Source organism: Sphingopyxis sp. GW821-FHT02C12, from assembly GCF_059421785.1.
Genome location: NZ_JBWKVQ010000001.1, coordinates 669,900 through 693,748, shown reverse-complemented (window position 1 = coordinate 693,748; position 23,849 = coordinate 669,900). Strand labels below are relative to the sequence as shown.

At 65.4% G+C, this 23,849-nt stretch carries 18 protein-coding genes; 17 read left to right on the top strand and 1 reads right to left on the bottom strand.

Annotated elements, in window-relative coordinates:
• Positions 1–65 precede the first annotated feature (65 nt).
• Both AC07U1_RS03250 and AC07U1_RS03245 read left to right on the top strand, forming a co-directional pair.
• A complete protein-coding gene (locus AC07U1_RS03250) occupies positions 66–1,409 on the top strand; it encodes a dicarboxylate/amino acid:cation symporter (protein WP_056344674.1) in 1,344 nt (447 codons plus the stop codon).
• A gap of 77 nt (positions 1,410–1,486) precedes the next feature.
• The gene (locus AC07U1_RS03245; RefSeq protein WP_056344672.1) at positions 1,487–2,035 is read left to right on the top strand and encodes a hypothetical protein; all 549 of its coding nucleotides are present in this window, start codon (positions 1,487–1,489) and stop codon (positions 2,033–2,035) included.
• Between the two features lie 152 nt (positions 2,036–2,187).
• Here the strand turns inward: AC07U1_RS03245 and AC07U1_RS03240 are convergent, their stop codons facing one another.
• Positions 2,188–3,432: a putative porin gene (locus AC07U1_RS03240; protein ID WP_495197640.1), complete on the bottom strand. Its 1,245-nt coding sequence runs from the start codon at positions 3,430–3,432 to the stop codon at positions 2,188–2,190.
• A 260-nt stretch (positions 3,433–3,692) separates the two neighbouring features.
• Between AC07U1_RS03240 and AC07U1_RS03235 the strand changes: the two genes are divergently transcribed.
• The 15 genes from AC07U1_RS03235 (at position 3,693) to AC07U1_RS03165 (ending at position 23,848) form a co-directional block, all read left to right on the top strand.
• Positions 3,693–4,364, top strand: coding sequence for a response regulator transcription factor (locus AC07U1_RS03235; RefSeq protein WP_495178915.1), 672 nt, complete (start codon positions 3,693–3,695; stop codon positions 4,362–4,364).
• Positions 4,361–5,755 carry a sensor histidine kinase N-terminal domain-containing protein gene (locus AC07U1_RS03230; RefSeq protein ID WP_495178916.1) on the top strand — a complete coding sequence of 465 codons (1,395 nt, stop codon included), beginning with the start codon at positions 4,361–4,363 and terminating at the stop codon, positions 5,753–5,755. Before AC07U1_RS03235 ends, AC07U1_RS03230 begins: the two co-directional genes overlap by 4 nt.
• Positions 5,752–6,810 carry an ABC transporter substrate-binding protein gene (locus AC07U1_RS03225; protein WP_495197639.1) on the top strand — a complete coding sequence of 353 codons (1,059 nt, stop codon included), beginning with the start codon at positions 5,752–5,754 and terminating at the stop codon, positions 6,808–6,810. The genes AC07U1_RS03230 and AC07U1_RS03225 overlap by 4 nt, the downstream gene beginning before the upstream one ends.
• A gap of 166 nt (positions 6,811–6,976) precedes the next feature.
• Positions 6,977–8,395 carry a CitMHS family transporter gene (locus tag AC07U1_RS03220; protein ID WP_492735590.1) on the top strand — a complete coding sequence of 473 codons (1,419 nt, stop codon included), beginning with the start codon at positions 6,977–6,979 and terminating at the stop codon, positions 8,393–8,395.
• 86 nt (positions 8,396–8,481) lie between these two features.
• Positions 8,482–10,770, top strand: a complete 2,289-nt coding sequence (locus AC07U1_RS03215) for a TonB-dependent siderophore receptor (RefSeq protein WP_495197638.1) — start codon at positions 8,482–8,484, stop codon at positions 10,768–10,770.
• A 23-nt stretch (positions 10,771–10,793) separates the two neighbouring features.
• Entirely contained in the window at positions 10,794–11,870 is a 1,077-nt protein-coding gene (locus AC07U1_RS03210) for a PstS family phosphate ABC transporter substrate-binding protein (RefSeq protein WP_495178919.1), read from the top strand.
• A gap of 47 nt (positions 11,871–11,917) precedes the next feature.
• Positions 11,918–13,654 carry a PstS family phosphate ABC transporter substrate-binding protein gene (locus tag AC07U1_RS03205; RefSeq protein ID WP_495178920.1) on the top strand — a complete coding sequence of 579 codons (1,737 nt, stop codon included), beginning with the start codon at positions 11,918–11,920 and terminating at the stop codon, positions 13,652–13,654.
• A gap of 106 nt (positions 13,655–13,760) precedes the next feature.
• On the top strand, positions 13,761–16,103 hold the full coding sequence (locus AC07U1_RS03200; protein ID WP_495178921.1) for a PstS family phosphate ABC transporter substrate-binding protein: 2,343 nt from the start codon (positions 13,761–13,763) through the stop codon (positions 16,101–16,103).
• 11 nt (positions 16,104–16,114) lie between these two features.
• The gene (locus tag AC07U1_RS03195; protein WP_495178922.1) at positions 16,115–17,320 is read left to right on the top strand and encodes a PstS family phosphate ABC transporter substrate-binding protein; all 1,206 of its coding nucleotides are present in this window, start codon (positions 16,115–16,117) and stop codon (positions 17,318–17,320) included.
• Positions 17,317–18,525 carry a PstS family phosphate ABC transporter substrate-binding protein gene (locus tag AC07U1_RS03190; RefSeq protein ID WP_495178923.1) on the top strand — a complete coding sequence of 403 codons (1,209 nt, stop codon included), beginning with the start codon at positions 17,317–17,319 and terminating at the stop codon, positions 18,523–18,525. Before AC07U1_RS03195 ends, AC07U1_RS03190 begins: the two co-directional genes overlap by 4 nt.
• Positions 18,522–19,628 carry a PstS family phosphate ABC transporter substrate-binding protein gene (locus AC07U1_RS03185; protein ID WP_495178924.1) on the top strand — a complete coding sequence of 369 codons (1,107 nt, stop codon included), beginning with the start codon at positions 18,522–18,524 and terminating at the stop codon, positions 19,626–19,628. Before AC07U1_RS03190 ends, AC07U1_RS03185 begins: the two co-directional genes overlap by 4 nt.
• On the top strand, positions 19,625–20,596 hold the full coding sequence (locus AC07U1_RS03180) for a PstS family phosphate ABC transporter substrate-binding protein (protein WP_495178925.1): 972 nt from the start codon (positions 19,625–19,627) through the stop codon (positions 20,594–20,596). Before AC07U1_RS03185 ends, AC07U1_RS03180 begins: the two co-directional genes overlap by 4 nt.
• Positions 20,593–21,792, top strand: coding sequence for a PstS family phosphate ABC transporter substrate-binding protein (locus AC07U1_RS03175; protein WP_495178926.1), 1,200 nt, complete (start codon positions 20,593–20,595; stop codon positions 21,790–21,792). Before AC07U1_RS03180 ends, AC07U1_RS03175 begins: the two co-directional genes overlap by 4 nt.
• Positions 21,792–22,871 (top strand): PstS family phosphate ABC transporter substrate-binding protein, encoded by a 1,080-nt coding sequence (locus tag AC07U1_RS03170; RefSeq protein ID WP_495178927.1) that lies wholly within the window; start codon positions 21,792–21,794, stop codon positions 22,869–22,871. The genes AC07U1_RS03175 and AC07U1_RS03170 overlap by 1 nt, the downstream gene beginning before the upstream one ends.
• Positions 22,868–23,848: a substrate-binding domain-containing protein gene (locus tag AC07U1_RS03165; protein ID WP_495178928.1), complete on the top strand. Its 981-nt coding sequence runs from the start codon at positions 22,868–22,870 to the stop codon at positions 23,846–23,848. The genes AC07U1_RS03170 and AC07U1_RS03165 overlap by 4 nt, the downstream gene beginning before the upstream one ends.
• Position 23,849: the final 1 nt, after the last annotated feature.

Genomic DNA, 23,849 nt, shown 5'->3' with positions numbered 1-23,849 from the left:
AATGATCGCACGTCCGTCGGGACGAAGACCGGTCGGCGTCGGTGGGAGGATGGATCTTGGTGGCAATGACGGCAGCGCCGGGTGCGGCGGACGGCAAACGACCGAAGCTTTATGGCCAGCTCTATGTGCAGGTTCTCGTCGCTATCGCGGCCGGCATCCTGGTCGGCGTGCTGTGGCCCGACGTCGGGGCGTCGCTGAAGCCGCTGGGCGATGCGTTCATCAAGCTGGTCAAGATGGTGATCGCGCCGCTCATCTTCCTGACCATCGTCACCGGCATCGCCGGCATGGGCGAATTGAAATCGGTCGGGCGCGTCGCGGGCAAAGCCTTTATCTATTTCCTCTGCTTCTCGACGCTGGCGCTGGTGATCGGGTTGATCGTGGCCAATGTGGTGCAGCCGGGGGCGGGGATGAACATCGACCCGGCCAGCCTCGATACCGCCGCGGTCAGCGAATATACGAAGCGGGCGCACGACACGACGCTCACGGGCTTCCTGCTCAACATCATCCCCGAAACCTTCGTCGGCGCGTTCACCGACCACAATATCCTCCAGGTCCTGTTCCTCGCGATCCTGTTCGGCATTTCGCTGGCGCTGGTCGGCGATCGGGCGCAGCCGGCGCTGACCATCCTCGATTCGGTGGCGGCGGGTTTCTTTCGCCTCGTCGCGATCCTGATGCGCGCGGCGCCGATCGGCGCGTTCGGCGCGATGGCCTTCACCATCGGCAAGCATGGCGTCGGCAGCCTCGCCAATCTCGCGGCGCTGCTCGCCACCTTCTACATCACCTCGGCGCTGTTCGTCTTCGTCGTGTTGGGGGCGGTCGCGCGCTACAACGGGTTTTCGCTCTGGCGCCTGCTGCGCTATCTGCGCGCCGAACTGCTGCTCGTCCTCGGGACATCCTCGTCGGAGTCGGCACTGCCCAGCCTGATGGAAAAGATGGAGGCCGCGGGCTGCCCCAAGGCGGTGGTCGGCATGGTGGTGCCGACGGGATACAGCTTCAACCTCGACGGAACGAACATCTATATGACGCTGGCGGCGCTGTTCATCGCGCAGGCCACCGGGGTCGAACTGTCGCTCGGCCAGCAATTGCTGTTGCTGGGGGTCGCGATGCTCAGTTCGAAGGGCGCCGCGGGGGTGACCGGGGCGGGCTTCGTCACGCTGGCGGCGACGCTGTCGGTCGTGCCCACCGTGCCGGTGGCGGGCATGGCGCTGATCCTGGGCGTCGACCGGTTCATGAGCGAATGCCGGTCGATCACCAATTTCATCGGCAATGCGGTGGCGACGATCGTCGTCGCGCGCTGGGAGGGCGGGCTCGACCGCGACGCGCTGAACGCGGCGCTGCACCCTGCCGATCCGCTGGTCGACGCACCCGTCGAAATGCCGCCGCCGGTCGCCACCGCGACAGCCGAGTGACAGCCAAGGCGATTATTCCGGGATCAAGGGTGCCGACCAGAACAGGCGGATCCGCAATCCGGTGAGAGGAGAATTCCATGACCAAGCTTATGTTCAAGGTGGCGGCTGCCGCCATGTTTATGACGATGCCGATGACCGTCCAGGCCGGTGATGAAATTCCGCGCGCCGCCTCGACGCCGCAGACGGCGAAGAACTGGGTCGCCCCCGCGGGCAAGAATCTGGCCCAGTCGATCGTCGACGGCATCGTCGCGGGGCATCCCGAACTGGTCAGCATCACGATCCACGCCATCCCCGCCGGCATGACCGATTATACGATGATCGCGGGCACCTTTCCCGACCGCGTCGGCAATGTCTCGTCGCCGGGCGACGTGATCACCGCCAAGAAGGGCGTGACCCAGGTCGAATCGAAATGGGGCACCCCCGATTTCAACAAGAAGGTCTCGATCCTCGTTCCGCTGAAGGACCAGTCGGGCAAATATCTGCCGGTCACGATGGTCCTCGCGTTCAAGCAGTCGCCCGACAGCGGGCTGATCGACATCGACTTCATGCAGCCCGGCGTTCGCATCCGCGATGCGGTGGCATCGAAGATCCCGAGCACCGAGGCGCTCTTCTCGATCGTCAAATAGCGCACGCCAATCGCATGACGGAAAAGGGCGGCCCTTGATCGGGTCGCCCTTTTTCATGCCTGTGACGGGCGCCGGGGGGACAAAAAGAGAGCCGCGCGACCCGTGGACCGCGCGGCTCCGATGCGGGAGCTCGGGAGAAAAGCTCCGTTTCGCTAAAAATTGACCGAGAAGTTGAGCCGCACCCGGTTCAGCCAGTCGCGCGGCTGGTTGGTCCCGGCATAGAGCGGGTCGAGCGGCCGATATTGATAGAGCGTCAGGTTGAGCAGCGTGTTGGCGCGGGGTACATAATCGACGCTCAGCGAGTGCAGCAGATAGTTGGTCGCGATGTCGATATTGTCGTGGCTGAACGCCGCGAGCACCGCATCGACCTCGGTCCGGCTATAGCCATAGCCGAAGCGCAAGTCGTGCGGCTTCGAGGCGCGGCCGACGAACAGGTCGGCGCCATAGCCGGTGTCGGCGTCGACCGCCGCGCCGTAATTATGGACATAATTGCCGATCAGCTGGACCGGCCAGCGCTCGCCCAGCCCCGCGAAGGTCGCCGATCCGACGATGTCGAGCATGTCGAAGTCCGAGAGGTAGCGGCCCGCCGGGGTCAGCAGGTTCGACCGGAAGTCGCCGGAATCGGCACCGGTGATCGAGTTCAGGCGATAGTCGTAATAGCCGGCCGCGAGTTCGGCGTGGAAGACGCCGGGCGCGGTCGCGAATTCGATCTGACCGCCGACCATGCTGCTGTCCTTGGCGCGGCTCGCTTCGTCGATCTGGAAATAGAGGCCGGTGGCCTTGATCGACGCGCCGCCGGGCAGCGGTTGCTTATAGGCCGCCGATAGGCCCTGCGGGCTGACGTCGCCGTCCCACACCAGGTCGGTGCGGCGGAACGGCTGGGGAATCTTGCCGGCGTGGACGACCAGATTGCCCCAGGTCCCGCGCAGGTAGATCTGGTCGAGGCTGACGCGCAGATCGTCGTCCCAGTTCGACAGCGTCACATCGGCGGTGTTCGGATCGTCGTCGTCGCCGGTCGAAAGCTGGGCGCCCGCCATGATATGGTCCGAAACCGCATAATTGGCGCGCAGCCGCGCCCGGACGACGCCGCGGTCGCGGTTGCGCGCGTCGGCATCGCCGAAATTGCTTTCATAGCGGACGCGCACATCGCCCGAGAGCTGGAGCTTCGACGCCGGCTTGGCGGCGAGGGCGACCGGTGCGGGGGCCGCGACAGCCCCTGAGATTGGCGCCCCCGAGACCGGCGTCGCGGGCGGCGGTGCGACGGGCACGCCGGTGATCCGGCCGAGCGTGTTTTCGACCTGCGCGATGCGCGCCGCGGTCTGCGCCTGTTCGGCCTTCAGCGCGTCGAGCTGGCGTTGCAGATCGGCGATCTGTTCGGCCGATGCCGACTGCGCCATCGCCCCCGATGAGGTGGTCGCGAACAGCAGCGAAAGGGCGATTGCGGCGGCCCGCAGGGGCGTGCGCGGTCGGGCCGCGAAGCGGCCTCCGAAAGTCCGGTTTTCTGCCATTTTTTTCCTCTCCATTTGCTCTTTTCGGCGTCGGGAGGGCTTGCCTCGCGCTCGTTTACATGCCTAGTTAGGTCCCTAATCTGTCGCGAAGCTGTCGATGAACGGCGACGACGGACCGGCCCGAGGAGTGGCCGAGGGAGAGGGTTGCGATGCGAATTCTGGTCGTCGAGGACGATCCCGATCTGGGCGACGCCTTGCTCAAGCGGCTCAGCCGCGAGGGGCATGCGGTCGATCTGCAGTCCGACGGCGAGGCCGCCGACGATGTGCTGTGCTACCAGGATTATGAGGTCGTGGTGCTCGACATCGGCCTGCCCGGGATGGATGGCTTCGAAGTCCTGCGCGCGATGCGGCGGCGGGGGTCGCTGACCCCGGTGCTGATGCTCACCGCGCGGTCGAATATCGAGGACCGGGTCGATGCGCTCGACGTCGGCGCCGACGATTATCTGTCGAAGCCGTTCGACTTTCGCGAGTTCGACGCGCGGTGCCGCGCGCTGCTGCGCCGCTCGCAGGGGATGGCGTCGAACGTCACCGCGATCGGTGACCTGGTCTTCGATCGCAACGCCAAGCTGGTGCGGGTCGGCGACACGCAACTGACCTTGCCGAACCGCGAATTCCGCCTGCTCGAAATCCTGATCGGCAACATGGGGCGCGTGCTGAGCAAGGACCAGATCGCCTCGCAGCTCTTCGATTTCGACGACGATGCCGGTCCTAATGCGATCGAGCTCTATATCGGGCGCCTGCGCCGCAAGCTGGAGGGCGCGCTGGTCGTCCGCACCGTGCGCGGCGTCGGCTATGTCGCGGAAGCCCCCGCGACATCGTGACCGCACGGACCACCTCGCTGCGGCTTCGCCTCGCGGGGACGCTGGGGGTCGTCTTCCTGATCGGGATGGTCGCGCTCTACGCCGCGGCGATGTCCTATGCCAAGCTGGCGGCCGACAAATCCTATGACCGGCTGCTCGGCGGGTCGGCGCTCTCGATCGCCGAAACGCTGTCGATCCTCGACGGCAAGGTGCAGGTCGATATTCCCTATTCGTCGCTCGACATGCTGTCGGCGGCGCCCGACGACCGGGTCTTCTACCGTGTCGTCGGACCCGACCGGCGGACGGTGACCGGCTATCCGGACCTGCCCGACGTGCCGCAGCGCCGCAGCGTGCGCAGCGAAAGCGACACATCGGGACAATTCTACGACGCGCGCTATCGGGGCGAGGATGTCCGCTTCGTGTCGCTGGCGCGCGAGATCGCGCAGCCGGGGACGACGGGCTGGGTCTATGTACAGGTCGGTCAGACCCGCCGCGCGCGCGACGCGCTGACGCGCGACCTTGTGTTCGGTTCGCTGGCGCCGATCCTGCTGATGACGGTCGTGGCGCTCGGCGTCGTGTGGTTCGGGGTCACGCTGGCCTTGCGTCCGCTCGGCCGGCTCAGCGGCGAACTCGCGAGCCGCCAGCCCGAAGACCTCAATCCGGTCGTCACGCCCGTTCCCGCCGAAATCGCGCCGGTCGTGGATTCGATCAACGGTTTCATGAGCCGGCTGCACGACAATATCGATACGCTGCGCAGCTTCATCGGCGACGCCGCGCACCAGCTCCGCACCCCGCTCGCGGTGATCCAGGCGCAGGCGCAGCTGGCGGAGGACGGCGACCAGGGGGACATGCGCGGCAGCCTCGTCGCGATCCGCCGCAACGCCGCGAAACTGACGCGGCTGGTGAACCAGATGCTCAGCGACGCGACGGTCCAGCACCGCTCGGACGTCCGGGTCTTCACCGAATTCGACCTGCTCGCGACCGTCCGCCAGAGCGTCCGCGAGGCGGTGCCGATGGCCGAAGACAGCGACGTCCGCTTCACCAGCCCGCTGGCGCAGGCGCCGATGGTCGGCGACCGGGTGATGATTGGCGAAGTGGTCAAGAACCTGATCCAGAATGCGTTGACCCACGGCCGGTCCGAACATGGCGAGGTTTCGCTGATGCTGGTCGAGACCCCCGACGGCTATCTGCTCAGCGTCGCCGATCGCGGGAAGGGAATCCGGCCGGACGACCGCGAACAGGTGTTCGAACGCTTTGCCCGCCGCAACAACGACGAACCGGGGGCGGGGCTCGGCCTCGCGATCGTTCGCCGCGCGGTCGAAAGCCATCGGGGTGTGATCACGCTCGGCGACCGCGAGGGCGGCGGGTTGCTGGTCGAGATCGCGCTGCCGCGCCGGGCGCGACGGTCATGATGCGCGGCATGATCTTCGCGCTATTCTGCCTGCTTTCGCTGGCGGGCTGTGCCGAGAAGGCCGCCGACCGGGGCGCCGCCGCCGAAACGCGAACCCTGACGATCTACAGCACTTCGGACCTTGAGGTCTTTCAGCCGGTCATCGACGATTTCCGGACCACCCACCCCGACATCCTGATCGAATATGTCGATCTGGAAGCCGCCGAACTCGACCGGCGCTTTCGCGAGGAAAGCGCCGGCGAGGGATCGCCCGCCGACCTGTTGCTCAGCGCCGCGATGGATTTGCAGGTGCGGCTGGTGAACGACGGCTTTGCCGCGCCGCACCGGTCGCCGAACGCGGCGATGGTGCCCGGCTGGGCGCGGTGGCGCGACGAGGCGCTGGGCTTCACCTTCGAACCCGTCGTCATGGTGTTCAACCGCAAGGCGATGGCGGGGCGGCGCATTCCGATGTCGCGACCCGAACTGCTCGCCGCGCTGCGCGAGGATCCCGAATTCTGGCGCGGCCGGATCGGCACCTATGACGCCGCCACCAGCAGCGTCGGCTATCTCGTCGTATCGCAGGATGCCCGGCAAAGCAGCGATTTCGGCGCGATCGCGGAGGCGTTTCGCGACAACCGGGTGGTGACCGCGGGCACGACGTCGGAGGTGTTGCGCCGGATCGAAAGCGGCGAGCTCGCGGTCGGCTATAACGTCCTCGGCTCCTATGCCCGCGCCGAGGCCGATCGGTCGAGCAACCTCGAACTTGTCTACCCCAGCGACTATACGCTGGCGGTCGCGCGCACGGCCGTCGTCCCGAAAAGCGCACCCGAGGCGGCGGCGGCGCATCTGTTCCTCGAATATCTGCTGTCGATTCGCGGGCAGCGAATCCTGACCAACCGAAGCCGGCTCAGCGCGGTGAGGCCCGAGATCGACGGGCCGTACAGCCGCTTGGGCATCGCCGAAAAAAGCGTCGGGCCGCTCCGCCCGATCGCACTGGGACCCGGCCTTCTCGTCTATCTCGACGCGCAGAAACGCCAGCGTTTGCTGGACCTGTGGAGCGGCCACAGCGCACGCTGAGCGGCGGAATCCACGCTGTCGCTGCCATGACAGGCCGGTGACAGCAACCTCTGTCAGAACATCCATCATAGAGCCGGACTGATCGGCCGCGCGGCATGATGCCGCGACAATCGAATACCGCCACGAGCGGTACGGGGATGGAGAGAGAGATGTCGGGGGTAACCCAGTGCTGACCCTGCTTGGCTTTGGAATGGTGATCACGTTCATGGCGTTGATCATGACCAAGCGGCTGTCGCCGATGGTCGCGCTGATCCTGATTCCGGTCCTTTTCGCGCTTGTCGGCGGTTTCGGCGGTCCGAAGCTGGGCGAGATGATGATCGACGGTGTGAAGACGCTCGCACCGACGGGCGTCATGCTGATGTTCGCGATCCTTTATTTCGGAATCATGATCGATGCCGGGCTCTTCGACCCGGTGGTTCGCCGCATCCTCGCGGTCGTCGATGGCGATCCGCTGAAGGTCGTGATCGGGACCGCCGTTCTTGCCGCCTTCGTATCGCTCGATGGCGACGGTTCGACGACCTATATGATCGTCTGCGCGTCGATGCTGCCGCTCTATCGCCGGCTCGGGATGAACGCGCTGAACCTGACCTGCGTCGCCATCCTCGCGGGCGGGGTGATGAACCTGACGCCCTGGGGCGGTCCGCTGGCCCGTGCGGCCAGCGCGCTTCAGATCGACCCCTCGGCCATCTTCGTGCCGATGATCCCCACCATGGTGGTCGGCGTGATCGGCGTGATCGCCCTCGCCTGGCATCTGGGGCTGGCCGAGCGCCGCCGCCTGGGCGTCCTTGCGTTGCAACCCGCCTATGCCTTCGGCTCGCTGAGTTCGGCGGCGACAAGCGGCGCTGCGCTGCGGGAAGCGATGCGCTCCGACGCCTCGCCCGATGGCCTCGCCAATGACGGGCTGATGGAAGAATCGGCGCTGCTACCGGCCGAAAATGGCGAGGCCGAGGCACTGCGCCGGCCCAAGCTGCTGTGGGTCAACGCGCTGCTGACGATCGCCCTGATGGCCGGGCTGATCATGGCGGTGCTGCCGCTGCCGATCCTCTTCATGATCGGTTTCGCGCTGGCGCTGGTGATCAATTATCCGAAAGTCGACGAGCAGCGTCGCCGGGTCGCCGAACATGCCAAGAATGTCATCGCGGTCGTTTCGCTGATCTTTGCCGCCGGCGTGTTCACCGGCATCCTCGGCGGTACCGGCATGGTCGATGCGATGTCGAAAAGCTTCCTTGCGATCATTCCCGATGCATGGGGTCCCTATCTGGCGCCGATCACCGCGATCGCGAGCATGCCTTTCACCTTCTTCATCTCGAACGACGCCTTTTATTACGGCGTGCTGCCCGTCGTGTCGGAGGCCGCCGGCCACTATGGCATCGGCCAGCTCGAGATGGCGCGCGCGTCGTTGATGGGACAGCCCGTCCACCTTCTGAGCCCGCTGGTGCCGTCGACCTATCTGCTGGTCGGTCTCGCCGGCGTCGAGTTCGGCGACCACCAGAAATTTACGCTGAAATGGGCCGTCGCGATCTGTCTGCTGATGACGGCGACCGCAATGGCCACCGGGATATTTCCGCTGGTCTCGATGACCTGAGACCAAAGACCGTTTTGGATTTTCCACCCACGCGGGGCAACCGCGGGGTGAATGAAGGGGAAGAGAAGATGAAGACCGCACGATTTATGATCGCCACCGCCCTGTTCGCGCTGGTGCCTGCAACGCCCGGCTTTGCGCAAACGAACGACGACCAGGCGGCAGCCGGCGCGCAGGAGGACGAGGCGGCCGAAGACGAAGCCATCATCGTCACCGGCACCTTCCTCGACGACGGGTCGAAGAGCGCGATGAAGATGGACGTCCCCGTCCTCGACACGCCCTTTTCGGTGTCGAGCTATTCGAACGAGTTCGTGAAGTCGCTCGAGACGCAGAGCGTCGCCGACCTCTACAACTACATGACCGGCCTCAAGAAGTCGGGCGGTACCGCCTATGACATCACGCTGCGCGGGTTCAAGTCGAGCGGCGACGACCGCAACTCGATCATGGTCGACGGCCTGCCGGGCCTGACCGGACGCTATGGTTCGCCGCCGACGATCGGCGTCGAGCGCATCGAACTGGTGAAGGGTCCGATGTCGGTGCTTTACGGCCAGATCCAGCCGGGCGGCTTCGTCAATATCATCACCAAAAAGCCGCAGGCGCAGGCCGCGACGACGATCGAACTGCGCGGCAACACCTGGCTCAGCAAGAACCGCCATGCCTTCGACCATTTCGGCCTGACCGGTTCGATCGACTCGACCGGCGCGCTCGCCGGCGACGGCGCGCTGATGTACCGCCTCGTCGCCCAATATGGCGACAATGACGGTTTCCGCGATTTCGCCAATCAGAAGCAGACCTTCGTCGCACCCAGCCTGACCTGGGAAATCGGTCCCGACACCACATTGACGGTTCAGGGCGAATATCGCCGCACACGCGAGAAGTTCGACAATGGTCTGGCGGCGCCCTTCGACGGGCTCACCTCGGTGACCAGCACGATCTACGATATCGACGCGGTCGCGCCGATCACCACCACCTATCAGTCGCCCGACGATTTCCGCGTCGAGGAAGGCAAGGCGCTGAGCGCCTATTTCAAGCATGACTTCGGAAACTGGGCGCTCAACGTCAGCGGCCGTCACGTCGACTACAGCAGCCACCAGCAGGAATTTTCGAGCGTCAACGTCGCGCGCATCGCGGGCGAGTTCCGCGTCACCCGCCGCGCCCGCGAACTCAAGACCGATCGCAAATACGACTATGTCGACATCAACCTGAACGGCGAGTTCGAGACCTTCGGGCTCGAACACAAGCTGCTCGTCGGGGTTAACGCCGGCAAGGATCAGGTAAGCGAAAATCGCCTGAAATTCTTCAACTCGAACAATCGCAACGCCGCTGGCGTATGCCCTGCCGGTGGGACCTGTCTCGACATCAGTCTCTACAATCCCGACTTCAGTGCCTTTCCGAGTTTCGAGTCCTTGCCGGCGCTCAATCCGGCATTGACCGGTCAGGCAAGTTTGCTGACGCACCGCATCATCGATTCCAGCAACTGGGGCATCTACCTGTCGGACCTGATTACCGTGACCGACTGGCTCAAAGTCAGCGCTTCGGTTCGCAAGTTCCGCGAAAAGGCCGTGGTGCAGCCCGACGCACGCAATACGCCGACCGTGGTCAATACCCGCATTACCAAACGGGATTTTCTGCCGAGCTTTGGCATCCTGCTCCAGCCGAAGGACAATATCACCATCTATGGCAGCTATGCCGAATCCTTTGTGCCGGCCGATCCCGGTATCTTCGACGCCGACGGAAATAACTTCTTCAAGCCGCTCGAAGGCAAACAATATGAGGTCGGCATCAAGGCCGAGGATCTGCTCGATGGCCGCCTGAATGCAACCGCAGCGCTCTATCGCATCGATCAGACGGGCCAGATTACGCAGTTCCAATGCCCGCTCGGCAGCTGTTCGGCACAGCTCGGCGAAGCGCGGTCGGATGGCTTTGAAATCGAAGGGAATTATGAGCCGATCGATAATTGGCAGTTCATTTTCGGTTACACCCATATCAACGCCCGCGTGTTGAGCGCTTCGGTCAAGGATCAGAAATTTCAGGAAGGTCTGCCGCTCGCCAACGTCGCGAAGGATGCGGCCAATTTGTGGACCCGCTACGACTGGGAAAATGGTTTCGGTATCGGTCTCGGCGTAACCTATACCGGTCCGCGTGCGGGCATCTTGCCCACGAACAAGGACGACCTCAAACCGCTCGACCTGCCCGGATATCTGCTCGTCGACGCGGGGATCTACTACAAGGCCGAGCGCTTCTCGGTGAACCTCAAGCTCGGCAATCTCTTCGACAAGAAATATTACGAAAGCTCGGGCGCCGGTTCGTCGGGCCGCGTCCAGATCCAGGCCGGCCAGCCGCGCTACGCGACGCTGACCACGCGCTTCACCTTCTGATCATGCAAAGGGTCGTCAGCATCATGCGTAGTCATGCCTTGCGGTCGCTCGTCGCCCTGTCGCTCGTCGCGACCGGGGCCGCGGCGGCGAACGCCGAACCCTATCAGAAGGGCGAGCCCGTCAGCGGCACCATCCGCAACTATGGCTTCGGCCTCGGCGGGGTGCTGGTCCAGTGGCAGGAGGCGTTCAGGAAGCTGCATCCGGAGATCGTGTTCGAAAACACCCTGCCGACGAGCGACGCCGCCTTTCCGGCGCTGGTGACCAACGTCACCGACCTCGGCCCGAACGGCGGCGAACCGGCGATCGTCGAGGCCCTGAGCTTCTTCGAAACCCATGGCTATCACGCCTCTTATGTCGTGGTCGCGTCGGGCTCCTATGACCGCGAGGGCCGCTCGAACGGGCCGGTGGTGTTCGTGCACAAGGACAATCCGCTGAAGCAGCTGACCGTCGAGCAGCTCGACGGCATCTTCGGGTCGGAGCGGTCGGGCGGCCTGCGCGGCTTCGAATGGACCGAGAAGGACGCGCGCGGCCCCGAAAAGGACATCCGCACCTGGCGCCAGCTCGGCGTCAGGACCGGCCCTTGCGCGAACAAGCCGATCAAGACCTATGGCCATGGCCCGTCGGGGACCACCCGCTTCTTCCAGCTCCATGTGCTCGGCGGCAGCGACAAGTGGAACCCCAATTACAGCGGCCATGTCGAAACCGGCAGCAAGCAGATCCCGGCCGACGAGCGCCACCACGGCCGCCTCGGCGCCAAGCATATGCTGGGCGAGCGGCTGGCGAACGACCCGTGCGCGATCGGCTGGTCGGTGATGTCGCAGGCGAAGGAGATCGAGGGGCTCAAGCCCGTCGCGCTCGCCGCGCGCGGCACGACCAACTATGTCCTGCCGAGCGAGGCGAGCTTTCGCGACCGCAGCTATCCGCTGGTCCGCAACATCTACATCTATTTCGACCGCAAGCCGGGCACCGCGATGGAGCCGCGCTTCCGCGAGTTCCTGCGCTTCGCGTTGAGCGACGAGGGGCAGAAGATGGTCGCCGACGCCGGCTATCTGCCGCTGCCCGCCAAGATGCTCGCCGAACAGCGCGCCAAACTCGATTGAACTGCAACAATGCCCCGCGATGCACGCGGGGCCAAAGGGGAAGAGCGATGAAGGTCAGAATTTTCAGCCTGCGCCAGCTTTGGGGGGCCTTGATGCTCCTGCTGGTCGCGACATTCGCCGGACCGGCACTGGCGCAGACCGCCAATGTGCTGATCAAGGTGCCCGTCGGCACCGAAACGCCCGAGGGGCTGGCGACCACGCTGGCCGCATGGCGCCAGTCGGGCCAGGTCTCCGATGCCATCTGGCTCGAGGCTGACGAGGAAAAGGGCGCGGCCTTCAGCCGGTTCGTCGCGCTCGAATTCCCGACCGAGGGCAGCTATCAGGCGTGGGTCCGCGAGGGCCAGCCGAAGCTCGCCGCCGCGCTCGACGTCAAGCGCGTCGACGTGCTGACCCACGGCGAAAAGACCCCGCGCGATTCGAACAATTCGGTCTTCAAGATCAACATGTACGAACCGACCGCGCCCGAGGCGAAGCAGCGCGAATTCGCGACCGGCTATATCAAGCCGCTGATGGACGGCCAGATCGCCGGCAAGCTGCTGATGCGCTACACCATGTATCTGGAACGCGGCGCGGGCGGCAAGACCTGGCTCTTGATGGAATATCGCGATCCGGTCGCCTTCGCCAAGTCCGAGGATTTCAAGGGCGTGCTGCGTCCGCAGCTCCTCCGGGACAATGCGACCTACGCCGCGTTCGACAAGGTCAAGGATTCGCTCCGCACGACCGGCCCGGAAACCTTGTCGAGCTATCGCGAACTGCCGCCGCCGTCGCTGCCGAACCTGCCGTCGTACAAGCCCGAATTCCGGGTCGTCGGCGGCCTGCGCATCGTGGGCAGCGAGCTCAAGAATGCCGTGCCGCAGCTCGCCGCCGGCTTCGCGCAATTCCACCCCGAGGCGAAGATGGCGACGAGCCATATCCCGTCGAGCGAGGGCGGCATCGCCGGTCTCTACATGGGCGTCTCGGACGTCGCGCCGATGGGCGACGATGCCAAGATCACCGACATGATGCCCTTCTACAACGCCTTCGGTTATATGCCGACCGAGATTTCGGTCGCGACCGGCGGTTATGAAAAGCGCGGGTCGCTGTTCGCCTGGGCGATCGTCGTCAACAAGAACAATCCGCTCAACGAAATCTCGATGGACCAGCTTGAACGGCTGTTCGGCTCGGAACGCACCGGCGGCTGGGAACTGTACAAGGGCGACTATAAATATACGTCGAAATATGCGCTCGACCGCTCGAAGCTGATCCGCACCTGGGGCCAGCTCGGCGTCAAGGGCGCAATGGCGAACAAGGAGGTCGAAACCTTCGGCTATGTCGCGCCGGGCTTCGCGATCGCGATCCAGCGCCACCTCCTTTACTGGTCGCAGAAGATGAACCCCAACTTCCGCGAATATGTCGAGGCGAAGCAGGCGGTCCCGGGTACCGAAAAGGATATCGCGAGCACCGCGGCGCTCGAAGACCTGTCGAAGAACCCGAACGCCATCGGCATCGCCTCGCTGATGCACGTCAAAAACTATCCCGATGTGAAGGTGCTGAGGGTCATCCCGCGCGGCGGCGGTGCCGCGGTCGCGCTGACGCCGGACTCGGTGGCGGGCCGCACCTATCCGCTGATCCGTGACGGCTATTTCTACGTCAACAAGGCGCCGGGTCAGAAACTCGATCCCAAGGTACGCGAATTCATGCGCTTCGTGCTCAGCCGCGAAGGTCAGGAAATCATCGCCCGGGTCGGCTATTATTATCCGCTGACCCCCGAATATCTGGCCGAGCAGCTGAAGAAGCTCGACTGATATGCTGATCGCCCAGCCCGCGATGCCGTGACATCGCGGGCCGGGTCGGCCGGCACTGCGCGATGCGCGTCCCGCAGTGCCGGCACTAACCGAAGAAGCGGAGCCGATGAAAAAGCCTCTGACCGGATTGTCGCTGATCCTTCTCGCCGCGGGGACCACCGCCTTGGCGCAGGAGGACAAGCGTCCGACCGGTGAAACCTACGACCAGATTTTCCAGCGCCTCGGCGACGGAATGCGCGAGAATATCATCATCCGCGGCGAGCATGACGCGCGTACCGATGCGCGCAAGCACAAGCGTTTCTATACCGACCTTCAACCGCTGGCCGACCTGCCGCCCTATCGGCCCGCGAAGCAGCTGACGGGCACGATCCGCGTGTCGGGCCTCTATCTCCACGACGGGCTGATCAAGGACCAGTGGATCGAGTCCTTCCAGCGCTTCCATCCGGGCGTGAAGGTCGTGATCCTGCCCAAGGGCACGATCGCGTCGGGCGCGGTCGATATCGAGACCGGGCCGCGCATTTCCGACCGCCTGCGTGCCGCCTCGCAATATGAGCAGGCGACCGGCGAGCGATTGTTCGAGATCGACTGGGCGACCGGCAGTTACGACGTGCCCGGCTGGAGCCCCGGCTTCGTGATCTTCGTCCACAAGGACAACCCGATCGCACATCTGTCGGTCGAACAGCTCGACGGCATTTTTGCGGGGTCGCGCACCGGCGGGTGGAAGGGCACGACCTGGGACCCGGGCGTCGCGCGCGGGCCCGAAAAGAACATCCGCACCTGGGGCGACCTCGGCCTCACCGGCGAATGGGCCGACAAGCCGATCATGATCTACGGCCGCCCGCTAAAGTACAACATCCAGCTTGGTTTCGAGCGCAAGATTTTCCAGGGCGGCGACGTCTGGAACGAAAATACGCTCGAATATAGCCATGAGGCGAACCCCGACGGCACGCGCTATTCCTCGTCGGTGGAAATGGTCAGGGACATGTCCGCCGACCGCTACGGCATCTCCTTTTCCGACATGGGATCGAACCGTCCCGGCATCCGCGCGGTGCCGATCGGTGCCAGCGCGGCGGGGCCGTTCGTGCCGATCTCGCTGACCAGCCTGCGCGACCGCTCCTATCCGCTGTTCATCGAACAATGGGCGCAGGTGCGCGTGGCGCCGGGCCAGCCGCTCGATCCGCTGGTCAAGGAATTCCTGACCTTCATGCTCAGCCGCGACGGGCAGGATGGCGTGCAGCGCGACGGCAAATGGATCACCTTGCCCGCCGTGCGCGCCGCCGAGATGCGCGCGAAGCTCGACACCACCGGCGAGCGCGTCGACCCGCATGCACTGGGGCTGCAACTCGACCAGCTGGCGCCGAAGAAATGGGATGGCGAAAGCCCCGATGAGACGGGCCGGACCGTCGCGACGCGCGCTTACTACAAGACCGCGTTCGACCTGTCAGGGCTCCCCGTCTATGCCCCGGCCGCGCCGGTTGCCGGTACGGTGCGGATGCCGGCGAGCGGGCAGTTGATGGGCAGTACCGCGGGCAAGGCGCTGATCGCGGCCTTCAACCGGCACCAGCCCGAAGTGCGCTTCGAGATCCGCGACGGCGACCTCAACGACGACGCCGTCGACCTGTCGATCGGGCGCCGCTGGAGCAGCTATTTCGCGGGCGAGGTCTATGATTTCCAGTTGAAGCGCGACCGCAGCCCGCGCGAAATCCAGATCGCGACCGGATCGTTCGACGTCGCCGGCTGGAGCCCCGCCATCGCGGTCTTCACCGGCCGGGATGTGAAGCTTAAAGGTCTGACCATCCGCCAGCTCGACGGCATCTTCGGCGGCCCGCGCCGCGGCGGCTGGGTCTCGACGACCTGGCGGCGGCAGGCCGGGCGCGGGGCGGACCGGAATATCCGCTGGTGGCGCGATCTGGGCGTCACGGGCTTCTGCGCCGACAAGCCGATCGACGTTTACGTCCCGCCGCTCAAATATCATCTGATGTCGGTGTTCGAGCGCAAGGTGCTCGTCGGCGGCAATATGTGGAACGACAATGCGCGCGAAATCCCGCTTGCGCTGAAGAATGGCAAGCGGACGCATCCGGGCGAAGATCGCGTGGCGGCGGCGGTGCGCGACCGCTGCGGCATCGCCTTCGCCGATCCGGGCGTGAAGGTGAAGGGCGCGGTGATGGTGCCGGTCGCACGCGACGAGGCCAGTCCCTTCGTGCTGCCGACGCTGAAGAGCGTGCAGGACCGCAGCTATTCGCTGCACCTCGAAACCTATGCCTATGCCGATGCGCAGCCCGATCAGCCGATGGCGCCCGCGGTGCGCGAGTTCCTGCGCTTCGTGCTCAGCCGCGAAGGCCAGGCGATCATCCAGCGCGACGGCAAATGGCTGCCGCTGACCGCCGAAGTCGCGCGCGCCGAGGCCGCGAAAATCGACCTCGCTCTTCCCCGGGTAACCGCGAAATGAAGGACCACGCCATGAAGCCGCTCCCCCTGACCCTGATGGCGCTGATGCTCGCCGCACCCGCTGCAGCGCAGACGCAGCCGGCACCGGCGCACGCACCGGCGGAAGAGCCGACCAATGCCAAGCGCAGCATCTGGACCCTCGATGTCACCGGCTTCCGCAAACAGAAGGCGACGCTCGGCGGCTATAGCAAGAAATGGGACCTGTCGGACCTGCCGGTGTATAAGCCGAAGCGGCAGGTCAGCGGCAAGCTGCGCATCTGGGGCAGCAATTATCTGAAGGATGGCCCGCTCGGCGAATATTGGTCGAGCGAGTTCAGGAAGTTCCACCCCGGCATCGAATTCGAGTTCAACCTGCCGACGGCGGGGATCGCGGTGCCGGGCGTCGCGGGCAAGGTCGCCGACCTCGGCGTCGGGCGCCCCGCGACGCTGATGGATCATCTGACCTTTGAGCAGGTCTATAAATATCCGGTCACCGAGATCACGGCCGCGACGGGGTCGTATGACGTCTATGGCTGGTCGCCGGGTTTCATCATCCTTGTCCACAAGGACAACCCGATCAAGCAGATCAGCATGAAGCAGCTCGACGGCGTGTTCGGGACGGCGCGCAACGGCGGCTATGACGGCAGCGTCTATCGCAACGATTATCCGTTCAAACGCGGCGCCGACGAGAATATCCGCACCTGGGGCCAGCTTGGCGCGACCGGCGAATGGGCGAACAAGCCGATCCATCCGTGCGGCCAAAGCCCGCGCGCGAATATCCAGGTCGTGTTCCAGAATCTCGTCCTGCGCGGCAGCGACCAGTGGGTCGAGGGTTATCAGGCCTTCGCCAATTATGCGACGCCGGAGGGTACGATCGCATCGTGGAGCAAGCAGGTGCTCGACTTCGCCGAGGGCGACCCGCTCGCCATCTGCATCGCCTCTCCGCTGGCGCTCGGCCCGAACCTCAAGGAACTGGCGGTACAGGGATTCGACGGCGGCCCGTTCGTCGCGCGCACGCTGGAGAGCACCCGCGACCGCAGCTATCCGCTGATCAACGAGATCTTCTTCTACGCCAACAAGGCACCCGGCCAGCCGATGGATCCGAAGGTCGAAGAGTTTCTCCGTTTCGTCCTGAGCCAGCAGGGGCAGGAACAGATCCAGCGCGAGGGCCGCTACACCCCGCTGACCGCCGCGGTGGTCAAAGCGCAACTCGCCAAGCTCGAGCCGGGCGCGCAATGATGCGGCTGGCAATCCTCACCATCGCCCTGCTCGCGGCGACCCCGGCCGGAGCGCAGGCCCCCGTCGGCTCGATGAACTCGCTCGACCTGCAAAAGGCCCGCGCCGACGCGCTGAAGACCAAGGGCTTCCGCCGCGCCTATACGATCGAATTCGATCTGTCGCAGCTCCCCGAATACAAGCCGTCGGCGCCGATGAAGGGCGTCATCCGGCAATGGGGATCGAACTATCTCGCCGACAGCCCGCTGCAGGGCTATTTCGAGGAAGCGTTCAGGAAATATCACCCCGGGGTGACGTTCGAGAATAATCTCGCGAGCACCTTCATCGGTATGGCCGGGCTTTATACCGGGCAGGCCGATCTCGCGCCGATGGGCCGGCGCCCGAGCTGGGAGGAACTGCAGGCCTATCAGCGGATGATGGGCGGCCTGCCCGCCGAAGTGATGATGGCGACGGGGTCGTTCGACGTATCGGGCTGGTCCTTCGCGCTCGTGCCCTTCGTCCACAAGGACAATCCGCTCAAGTCGCTGACCATCGAACAGCTCGACGGCATCTTCGGTGCCGAGCGCCAGGGCGGGTGGAAGCTCAACAGCTGGGACGCCAGCGTCGCGCGTGGCCGGGACAAGAATATCCGCACCTGGGGCCAGCTCGGACTCACGGGTGAATGGGCCGACAAGCCGATCCGCGTCCTCGGTTATACGACCAACTTCCACTTCCCGCGCGACTTCGCCGACAAGGTGTTCGGCGGCGGGTACAAGTGGAACGAGCAGATGGAGGAATATAGCAACAAGGTGCGCGAGAGCGACGGCGATTATGGCAAATTGTGGAACGCCGGCGACCAGATGATGGAGGACCTCGGCAACGACAAATATGCCATCACCTATACGGCGATGCTCTATGCCGACAAACCCAACGTCAAGACGGTGCCGCTCGCGCAGACCGCGGCGGGGCCGTTCGTCATGCCGACGATCCAGAGTGTGCAGGCGCGTACCTATCCGCTGACGCGCGAGGTCTATTTCTATGCCAACCGCAAGGCGGGCGAGAAAATGGACCCGCTGATCGCCGAATATCTGCGCTTCGTGGTCAGCCGCGAGGGACAGGCACTGATCATGAAGGATGGCAAATATCTGCCGCTGACGGCCGAGGCGGCGCGCGCGCAGCTGGTCGAGATCGAAAAGACCGGATCGGCATCGGCGGGCGAGGGCGGATGAGCCTTGCGCGCCGCACCCTGATCGGCGGCGCGTTCGCGCTCTGGGCGATGCCCGCGGCGGCGCAGCGGCTGACCCCCGCGGTGCAGAAGATCGACCCGCGCCCGCAGGCACCGGGCAGCGTCGCGGCGCGCGCGGCGGCGGCGATGCCCCGCTACGCGCCGGCGGAAAAGGTCACCGGCGACATCCGCCTGTGGGGCCATGGCAATCGCAAGCTGCCGTGGATGCATTATCTGGTCGATCAGTGGGCGGAGGATTTCCAGCGTTTCCACCCCGAGGCGCGGCTGGAGACGCATCTTTACGGCACGTCGTCGGGCATCCCCGCGCTCTATAACGGGCTCGGCGACATCGCGCTGCTCGGCGAGGAAATTCTCCCCGACGCGGCCAGGGCGTTCGAGCGGGTGAAGGGCTATGCGCCGACCGGCGTCGAGCTGATGACCGGCAGCGTCGATATCCGCAATTTCGACTATGCGCAGATGGTCTTTGTCCATCGCGACAATCCGTTGGCGCGGATTTCGCTGGTCGAGCTCGACGCGATCCTCGGGACCGAGCACCGGCGCGGGACACGCAATATCCGGCGTTGGGGCGAACTCGGTCTGACGGGCGCCTGGGGGACCCGCGCGATCACCCCCTATAGCTGGGCGATCGACGACAGCTTCGGCTTCTACCTTCGCAACGCGGTGCTCATGGGCAGCCATCGTTGGAATCCCGCCTTGCAGGGTTTCGCGCATATCAACAACGCCGACGGGACGATCTATGACCATGGCCAGCAGGTGCTCGACGCGCTGGCGAAGGACCCGGCGGGGATCGCGGTGTCGAACATCCGTTATGCGGTGCCCGAGGTGAAGCCGCTCGCGCTCGCGCATACGGCCGCCGGGCCGTTCGTTGCGGTCAGCGAGGCCAGCCTGATCGACCAGAGCTATCCGCTCGCCCGCACCCTGCCGGCGGTGATCGACTTGCCACCCGACGGCCGCATTGATCCCAAGGTGCGCGAATTCCTCCGCTATGTGCTGAGCCGCGAGGGGCAGGAGGCGGTCAATCGCGACGGGCGCTATCTGCCACTGTCGCCAGCCGCGGCCGAGAAAGAGCGGAGGAAATTGGCATGAGGATGCTGATCGCCGCTGCCTTGCTGTTCGCGCCTGTTGCCGTGCAGGCGCAGGAACAGGTGATCCGCATCTGGGGCACGCCCGCGATGCTCGGCGCTGCCGAACGCTGGGCCGACGCCTATGAGAAACAGCACCCCGGCACCCGTTTCGAATTTTCGATGAAGGGATCGGACAGTGCGATCCACGGGCTGGTCGGCGGGGTCGCCGACATCGCCTTGATCGGCCGCGCCAACGACATCGTCGACGACAACGGCTTTTCGCGGCCGAAGGAATATCATGCGACGCGGATCGAGATCGCGACCGGCGCGGTCGCCGCGCCGGGCAAGTCCGACGCGATCGCGCTGCTCATCCATGACGACAACCCGTTGACGGCGCTGACGCTCGACCAGCTGGCGCGGATCATCGATTGCGGCGATGAGGCGCGGCCGATCGCGACCTGGGGCGACCTCGGGCTGAAAGGCGAATGGGCGCGGCAGCCGATCCGCATCCACAGCTATGATTTCGCGACGCGTACCGGGCTTTGGCTCCAGAACCGCGTGACGGCGAAGGACCGGCGCATGTGCTGGGACCGCATCGCCGAATATGACGATGCGCGCCGGCTCGACGGCACGATCGCGGCGGCCGCCGACCGGGCGGGCGAAGGCGGCCGGGGCGACCGCTATGCGCTCGTCATCGCCAATGCCGCGCAGGCGTGGGGCGGACTCAAGACCGTGGCGCTGTCGGATGGCGGCGCGGCGGTGCTGCCGACCGCGGCCACGGTCGCCGACCGCTCCTACCCGCTGACGCGCCGCGCCTATGCCTTTGTCGATCGTGCGCCGGGCAAGCCGCTGGCGCCGCATGTCAAAGCCTTCCTGCAATTCGCGTTATCGGCCGAAGGACAGAAGCTGCTCGAAGCCGACAATGGCTATCTACCCCTCGACCGCCGGATCGCGGCGGCACAGGTCGCAATATTGGAGAGCGAAAAATGAAACGCATCGTGACGGCCGCGCTGGCGGCGCTGGTCCTGACATCCGCAGCAACGGCGCAGGAGGCCAGCGCGCCGACGACCGACGCCGACGCGTTGTCGAAGGCCCGCGCGATCGGCAATCGCGGGCGCGCGGTGAAAATCTTCTACGAGCCGCAGTTCGACCTGACCGGACTCAAACCCTATGCGCCGCAGGCGCAGGTGACCGGCACGATCCGCCAATGGGGCAACAACTACCTCAAGGACAGCGGGCTGATGGAGGTGTGGCAGGCCGAGTTCCGCAAGTTGCAACCGGGCGTCAGCTTCAACGACAACCTCTACAGCTCGTCGGTCGCCTTTCCGGGCCTGATCTCGGGCGCCGCCGACGTCGCGCCGATGGGGCGGCAGGCGTTGTGGGACGAACTCAAGGGCTTTGAGCGCGAAGGCGCGCAAGGCGGTGAGGAAGGTGTCGGGCAGACCGAGGTGGTCGAGATCATCATGGCGACGGGATCGTATAATGTCCGTGGCTGGTCCTATGCGCTCGGCATCTTCGTCCATAAGGACAATCCGCTGACCGGCCTGACGATGGAGCAGGTCGACGGCATATTGGGCGGTCGCCGCGACGGCGGCTGGAACGGGCTGACCTGGGACACCAGCGTCGCGCGCGGACCCGAGAAGAATATCCGCACCTGGGGCCAGCTCGGCCTCAAGGGCGAATGGGCGAACAAGCCGATCACCGTTTACGGTTATAACGCCAAATATCATTTCAACGACGAGATCGACAAAAAGGTGCTCAAGGGTTCGGGCAAGTGGAACGAGGACATGCGCGCCTATTCCAACGTCGCGGGGCTGAAGGCCGACGGCTCGCTGACCGCTGGCGGCGAGCTCATCACGAACGGGTTGGCGGCGGACAAATATGGCATCGCCTACACCGGCATTCCGTTCATGAACGACAGCATCAAGTCGGTGCCGCTGTCGACCGACGGCGGCAAGACCTTCATCCCGCTGACCCTCCAGACCGTCCAGAACCGCAGCTTCCCGCTGACCCGCGACGTCTATTATTATTTCCGTCGCGAGAAAGGGAAGCCCGTCGATCCCAAGGTCAAGGAATGGCTGCGCTATGTGCTGAGCCGCGACGGGCAGGCGGCGATCCAGGCCGACGGCAAATATCTGCCGCTGACCCCCGAGGTCGCGGCGGCGCAACTCGCGAAGCTCGACTGATGCGGCGCCCGCTTGCCCTGTTCCTCGCTTTTGCGACGCTGTTCGCCGGCCCCGCGCAGGCCGAAAGCACGACACACCTGCTCGGTGCGGATCACCCCGCGCTGGCCTTCGTCGACGGGCTTCCGGCCTATCGACCGCAGGAGCGCGTGACGGGCACGCTGCGCATCTGGGGGCATGGCAGTTTCAAGCGCGACTTCATGGGGCAATTGCTGGCGACCTGGATCGCCGAATTCGCGAAGCACCAGCCCGAGGTAAAATTCGAAAACCGCATGTACGGCACCGCCTCGGCGATCGGGTCGCTCTACAGCGGCACCGGCGACATCGCCATATTGGGCGAGGAAATCAGCCCCGCCGCGCTCCGCGCCTTCCGCCGTGCCAAGGGCTATGACCCGACCGGCATCGAGGTCGCGAACGGCAGCGTCGACGTCAATTTCTACGACTATGCCCATATGATCTTCGTCCACCGCGACAATCCGATCAAAGGGCTGACGCTGAAGCAACTCGACGCGATCTTCGGCGAGGAAGGGCGGCGCGGCGGCGGGCAGGTGCGGCGCTGGGGGCAACTCGGGCTGGGCGAGGCGTGGCGCGATGCCGCGATCATCCCTTATGGCTGGAAGACCGATGTCGATTTCGGTTTGTTCTTCCGCGAACGCGTGCTCGAGGACAGCCACCGCTGGAACGGCGCGATGCGCGAATATGAGCATCAGCAACGTCCCGACGGCACCCAATATGATCATGGCCAGCGGATCGTCGATGCGCTGGCGACCGACCGCACCGGCATCGCGATCTCGAACATCCGCTACAAGCATCCCGACGTCCGCCCGCTGCCGCTCGCCTGGGACGCCAAGGGGCCGTTCGTCGATGCGACGCCTGAGACGCTGATCGACCGCAGCTACCCATTGATCCGGATCATCCCCGCCTATGTCGACGTCGCCCCAGGCGAGAAGATGGACCCGGCGCAGCGCGAGTTCCTGCGCTTCCTGCTGAGCCGCGAGGGCCAGCGCATATTGATCGACCATAGCGGTTACCTGCCGCTCAGCGCCAGGACGCTGACGCACGAGCTGGGGAAAGTGAAATGAAGCGCCGCCAACTCCTGTCCGCGCTGGCGCTGCTCCCTGCAACCGCCTGGGCCTCGACGCTGCCGCCGCCGGTGCATGGCCGGCCCGGACGTGTCCGGCTGGCGGGGACGGCAGGTATGATGCCGGTCGTCGCGGCGTGGAAGCGAGCCTTCGAGACCGCCAATCCCGCGATCAGGGTCGACGTCGCGATGGCGGGCAGCGATGTCGCGATGGCCAATCTCTATGCGGCGACCTGTGACATCGCGCTGATCGGGCGCGAGGCGACCAAGCCCGAAATCCAGGCCTTCGAATGGATTTATCGCTTCCGGCCCAGGGGCGTCGCGGTGCTTGGTGGCAGCGTCGCGACGCCGGGGCGCTCGCCCGCACTGGCGGCGATGGTGCATCGGAGCAATCCGCTTGCCTCGATCAGCATCGACGGGCTCGCCGCGGCATTCGGCGACGGGGCGCAGCAGGCACGGACGTGGGGCGACCTCGGCCTCGACGGCGCGTGGCGCGACCGGCCGATCCATCTTTACGCGCCCGAGGCCGAGAGCGGCAGCGGCCGCTTCTTCCGCGCGGCGGTGCTCGGCGGCAGCAACCGCATGGCATGGCCGCGCCTGCGCGAATATACGGTGCCGCCGCGCCCGGCGAAGGCCGAAGCCGAGGCGGCCATCGCGATGCGCCGCGCGCTGGCGCGCGACCCCGCCGGCCTCGCTGTCGGGATCGCCGGGAAAGAGATCAAGACGCTGCCGCTGATCGGCGCCAACGGGATTGCGCTGTTGCCCGATGCGGCGTCGGTCGGCGCGGGCACCTATCCGCTCGGTCGCACGGTGCAGGCTTATCATGCGGCGCCGGCGAAGACGCCCATCCACCCCGAAACGCTCGCCTTCCTCCGCTTCATGCTGACGCCCGAGGCGCAGGCGATCGCGGGACGGGCGAGCGATTATCTGCCGCTGTCAGCCGGGGCCGCGCAGGAAGCCCGCGCGGCCCTCGGCTGAT

Bases quoted from the DNA above. Each gene is read 5' to 3' on its own strand.
- AC07U1_RS03250 (WP_056344674.1), top strand. From the start codon at position 66: ATGACGGCAGCGCCGGGTGCGGCGGACGGCAAACGACCGAAGCTTTAT.
- AC07U1_RS03245 (WP_056344672.1), top strand. From the start codon at position 1,487: ATGACCAAGCTTATGTTCAAGGTGGCGGCTGCCGCCATGTTTATGACG.
- AC07U1_RS03240 (WP_495197640.1), bottom strand. From the start codon at position 3,432: ATGGCGCAGTCGGCATCGGCCGAACAGATCGCCGATCTGCAACGCCAG.
- AC07U1_RS03235 (WP_495178915.1), top strand. From the start codon at position 3,693: ATGCGAATTCTGGTCGTCGAGGACGATCCCGATCTGGGCGACGCCTTG.
- AC07U1_RS03225 (WP_495197639.1), top strand. From the start codon at position 5,752: ATGATGCGCGGCATGATCTTCGCGCTATTCTGCCTGCTTTCGCTGGCG.
- AC07U1_RS03215 (WP_495197638.1), top strand. From the start codon at position 8,482: ATGATCGCCACCGCCCTGTTCGCGCTGGTGCCTGCAACGCCCGGCTTT.
- AC07U1_RS03210 (WP_495178919.1), top strand. From the start codon at position 10,794: ATGCGTAGTCATGCCTTGCGGTCGCTCGTCGCCCTGTCGCTCGTCGCG.
- AC07U1_RS03205 (WP_495178920.1), top strand. From the start codon at position 11,918: ATGAAGGTCAGAATTTTCAGCCTGCGCCAGCTTTGGGGGGCCTTGATG.
- AC07U1_RS03200 (WP_495178921.1), top strand. From the start codon at position 13,761: ATGAAAAAGCCTCTGACCGGATTGTCGCTGATCCTTCTCGCCGCGGGG.
- AC07U1_RS03195 (WP_495178922.1), top strand. From the start codon at position 16,115: ATGAAGCCGCTCCCCCTGACCCTGATGGCGCTGATGCTCGCCGCACCC.
- AC07U1_RS03190 (WP_495178923.1), top strand. From the start codon at position 17,317: ATGATGCGGCTGGCAATCCTCACCATCGCCCTGCTCGCGGCGACCCCG.
- AC07U1_RS03185 (WP_495178924.1), top strand. From the start codon at position 18,522: ATGAGCCTTGCGCGCCGCACCCTGATCGGCGGCGCGTTCGCGCTCTGG.
- AC07U1_RS03180 (WP_495178925.1), top strand. From the start codon at position 19,625: ATGAGGATGCTGATCGCCGCTGCCTTGCTGTTCGCGCCTGTTGCCGTG.
- AC07U1_RS03175 (WP_495178926.1), top strand. From the start codon at position 20,593: ATGAAACGCATCGTGACGGCCGCGCTGGCGGCGCTGGTCCTGACATCC.
- AC07U1_RS03170 (WP_495178927.1), top strand. From the start codon at position 21,792: ATGCGGCGCCCGCTTGCCCTGTTCCTCGCTTTTGCGACGCTGTTCGCC.
- AC07U1_RS03165 (WP_495178928.1), top strand. From the start codon at position 22,868: ATGAAGCGCCGCCAACTCCTGTCCGCGCTGGCGCTGCTCCCTGCAACC.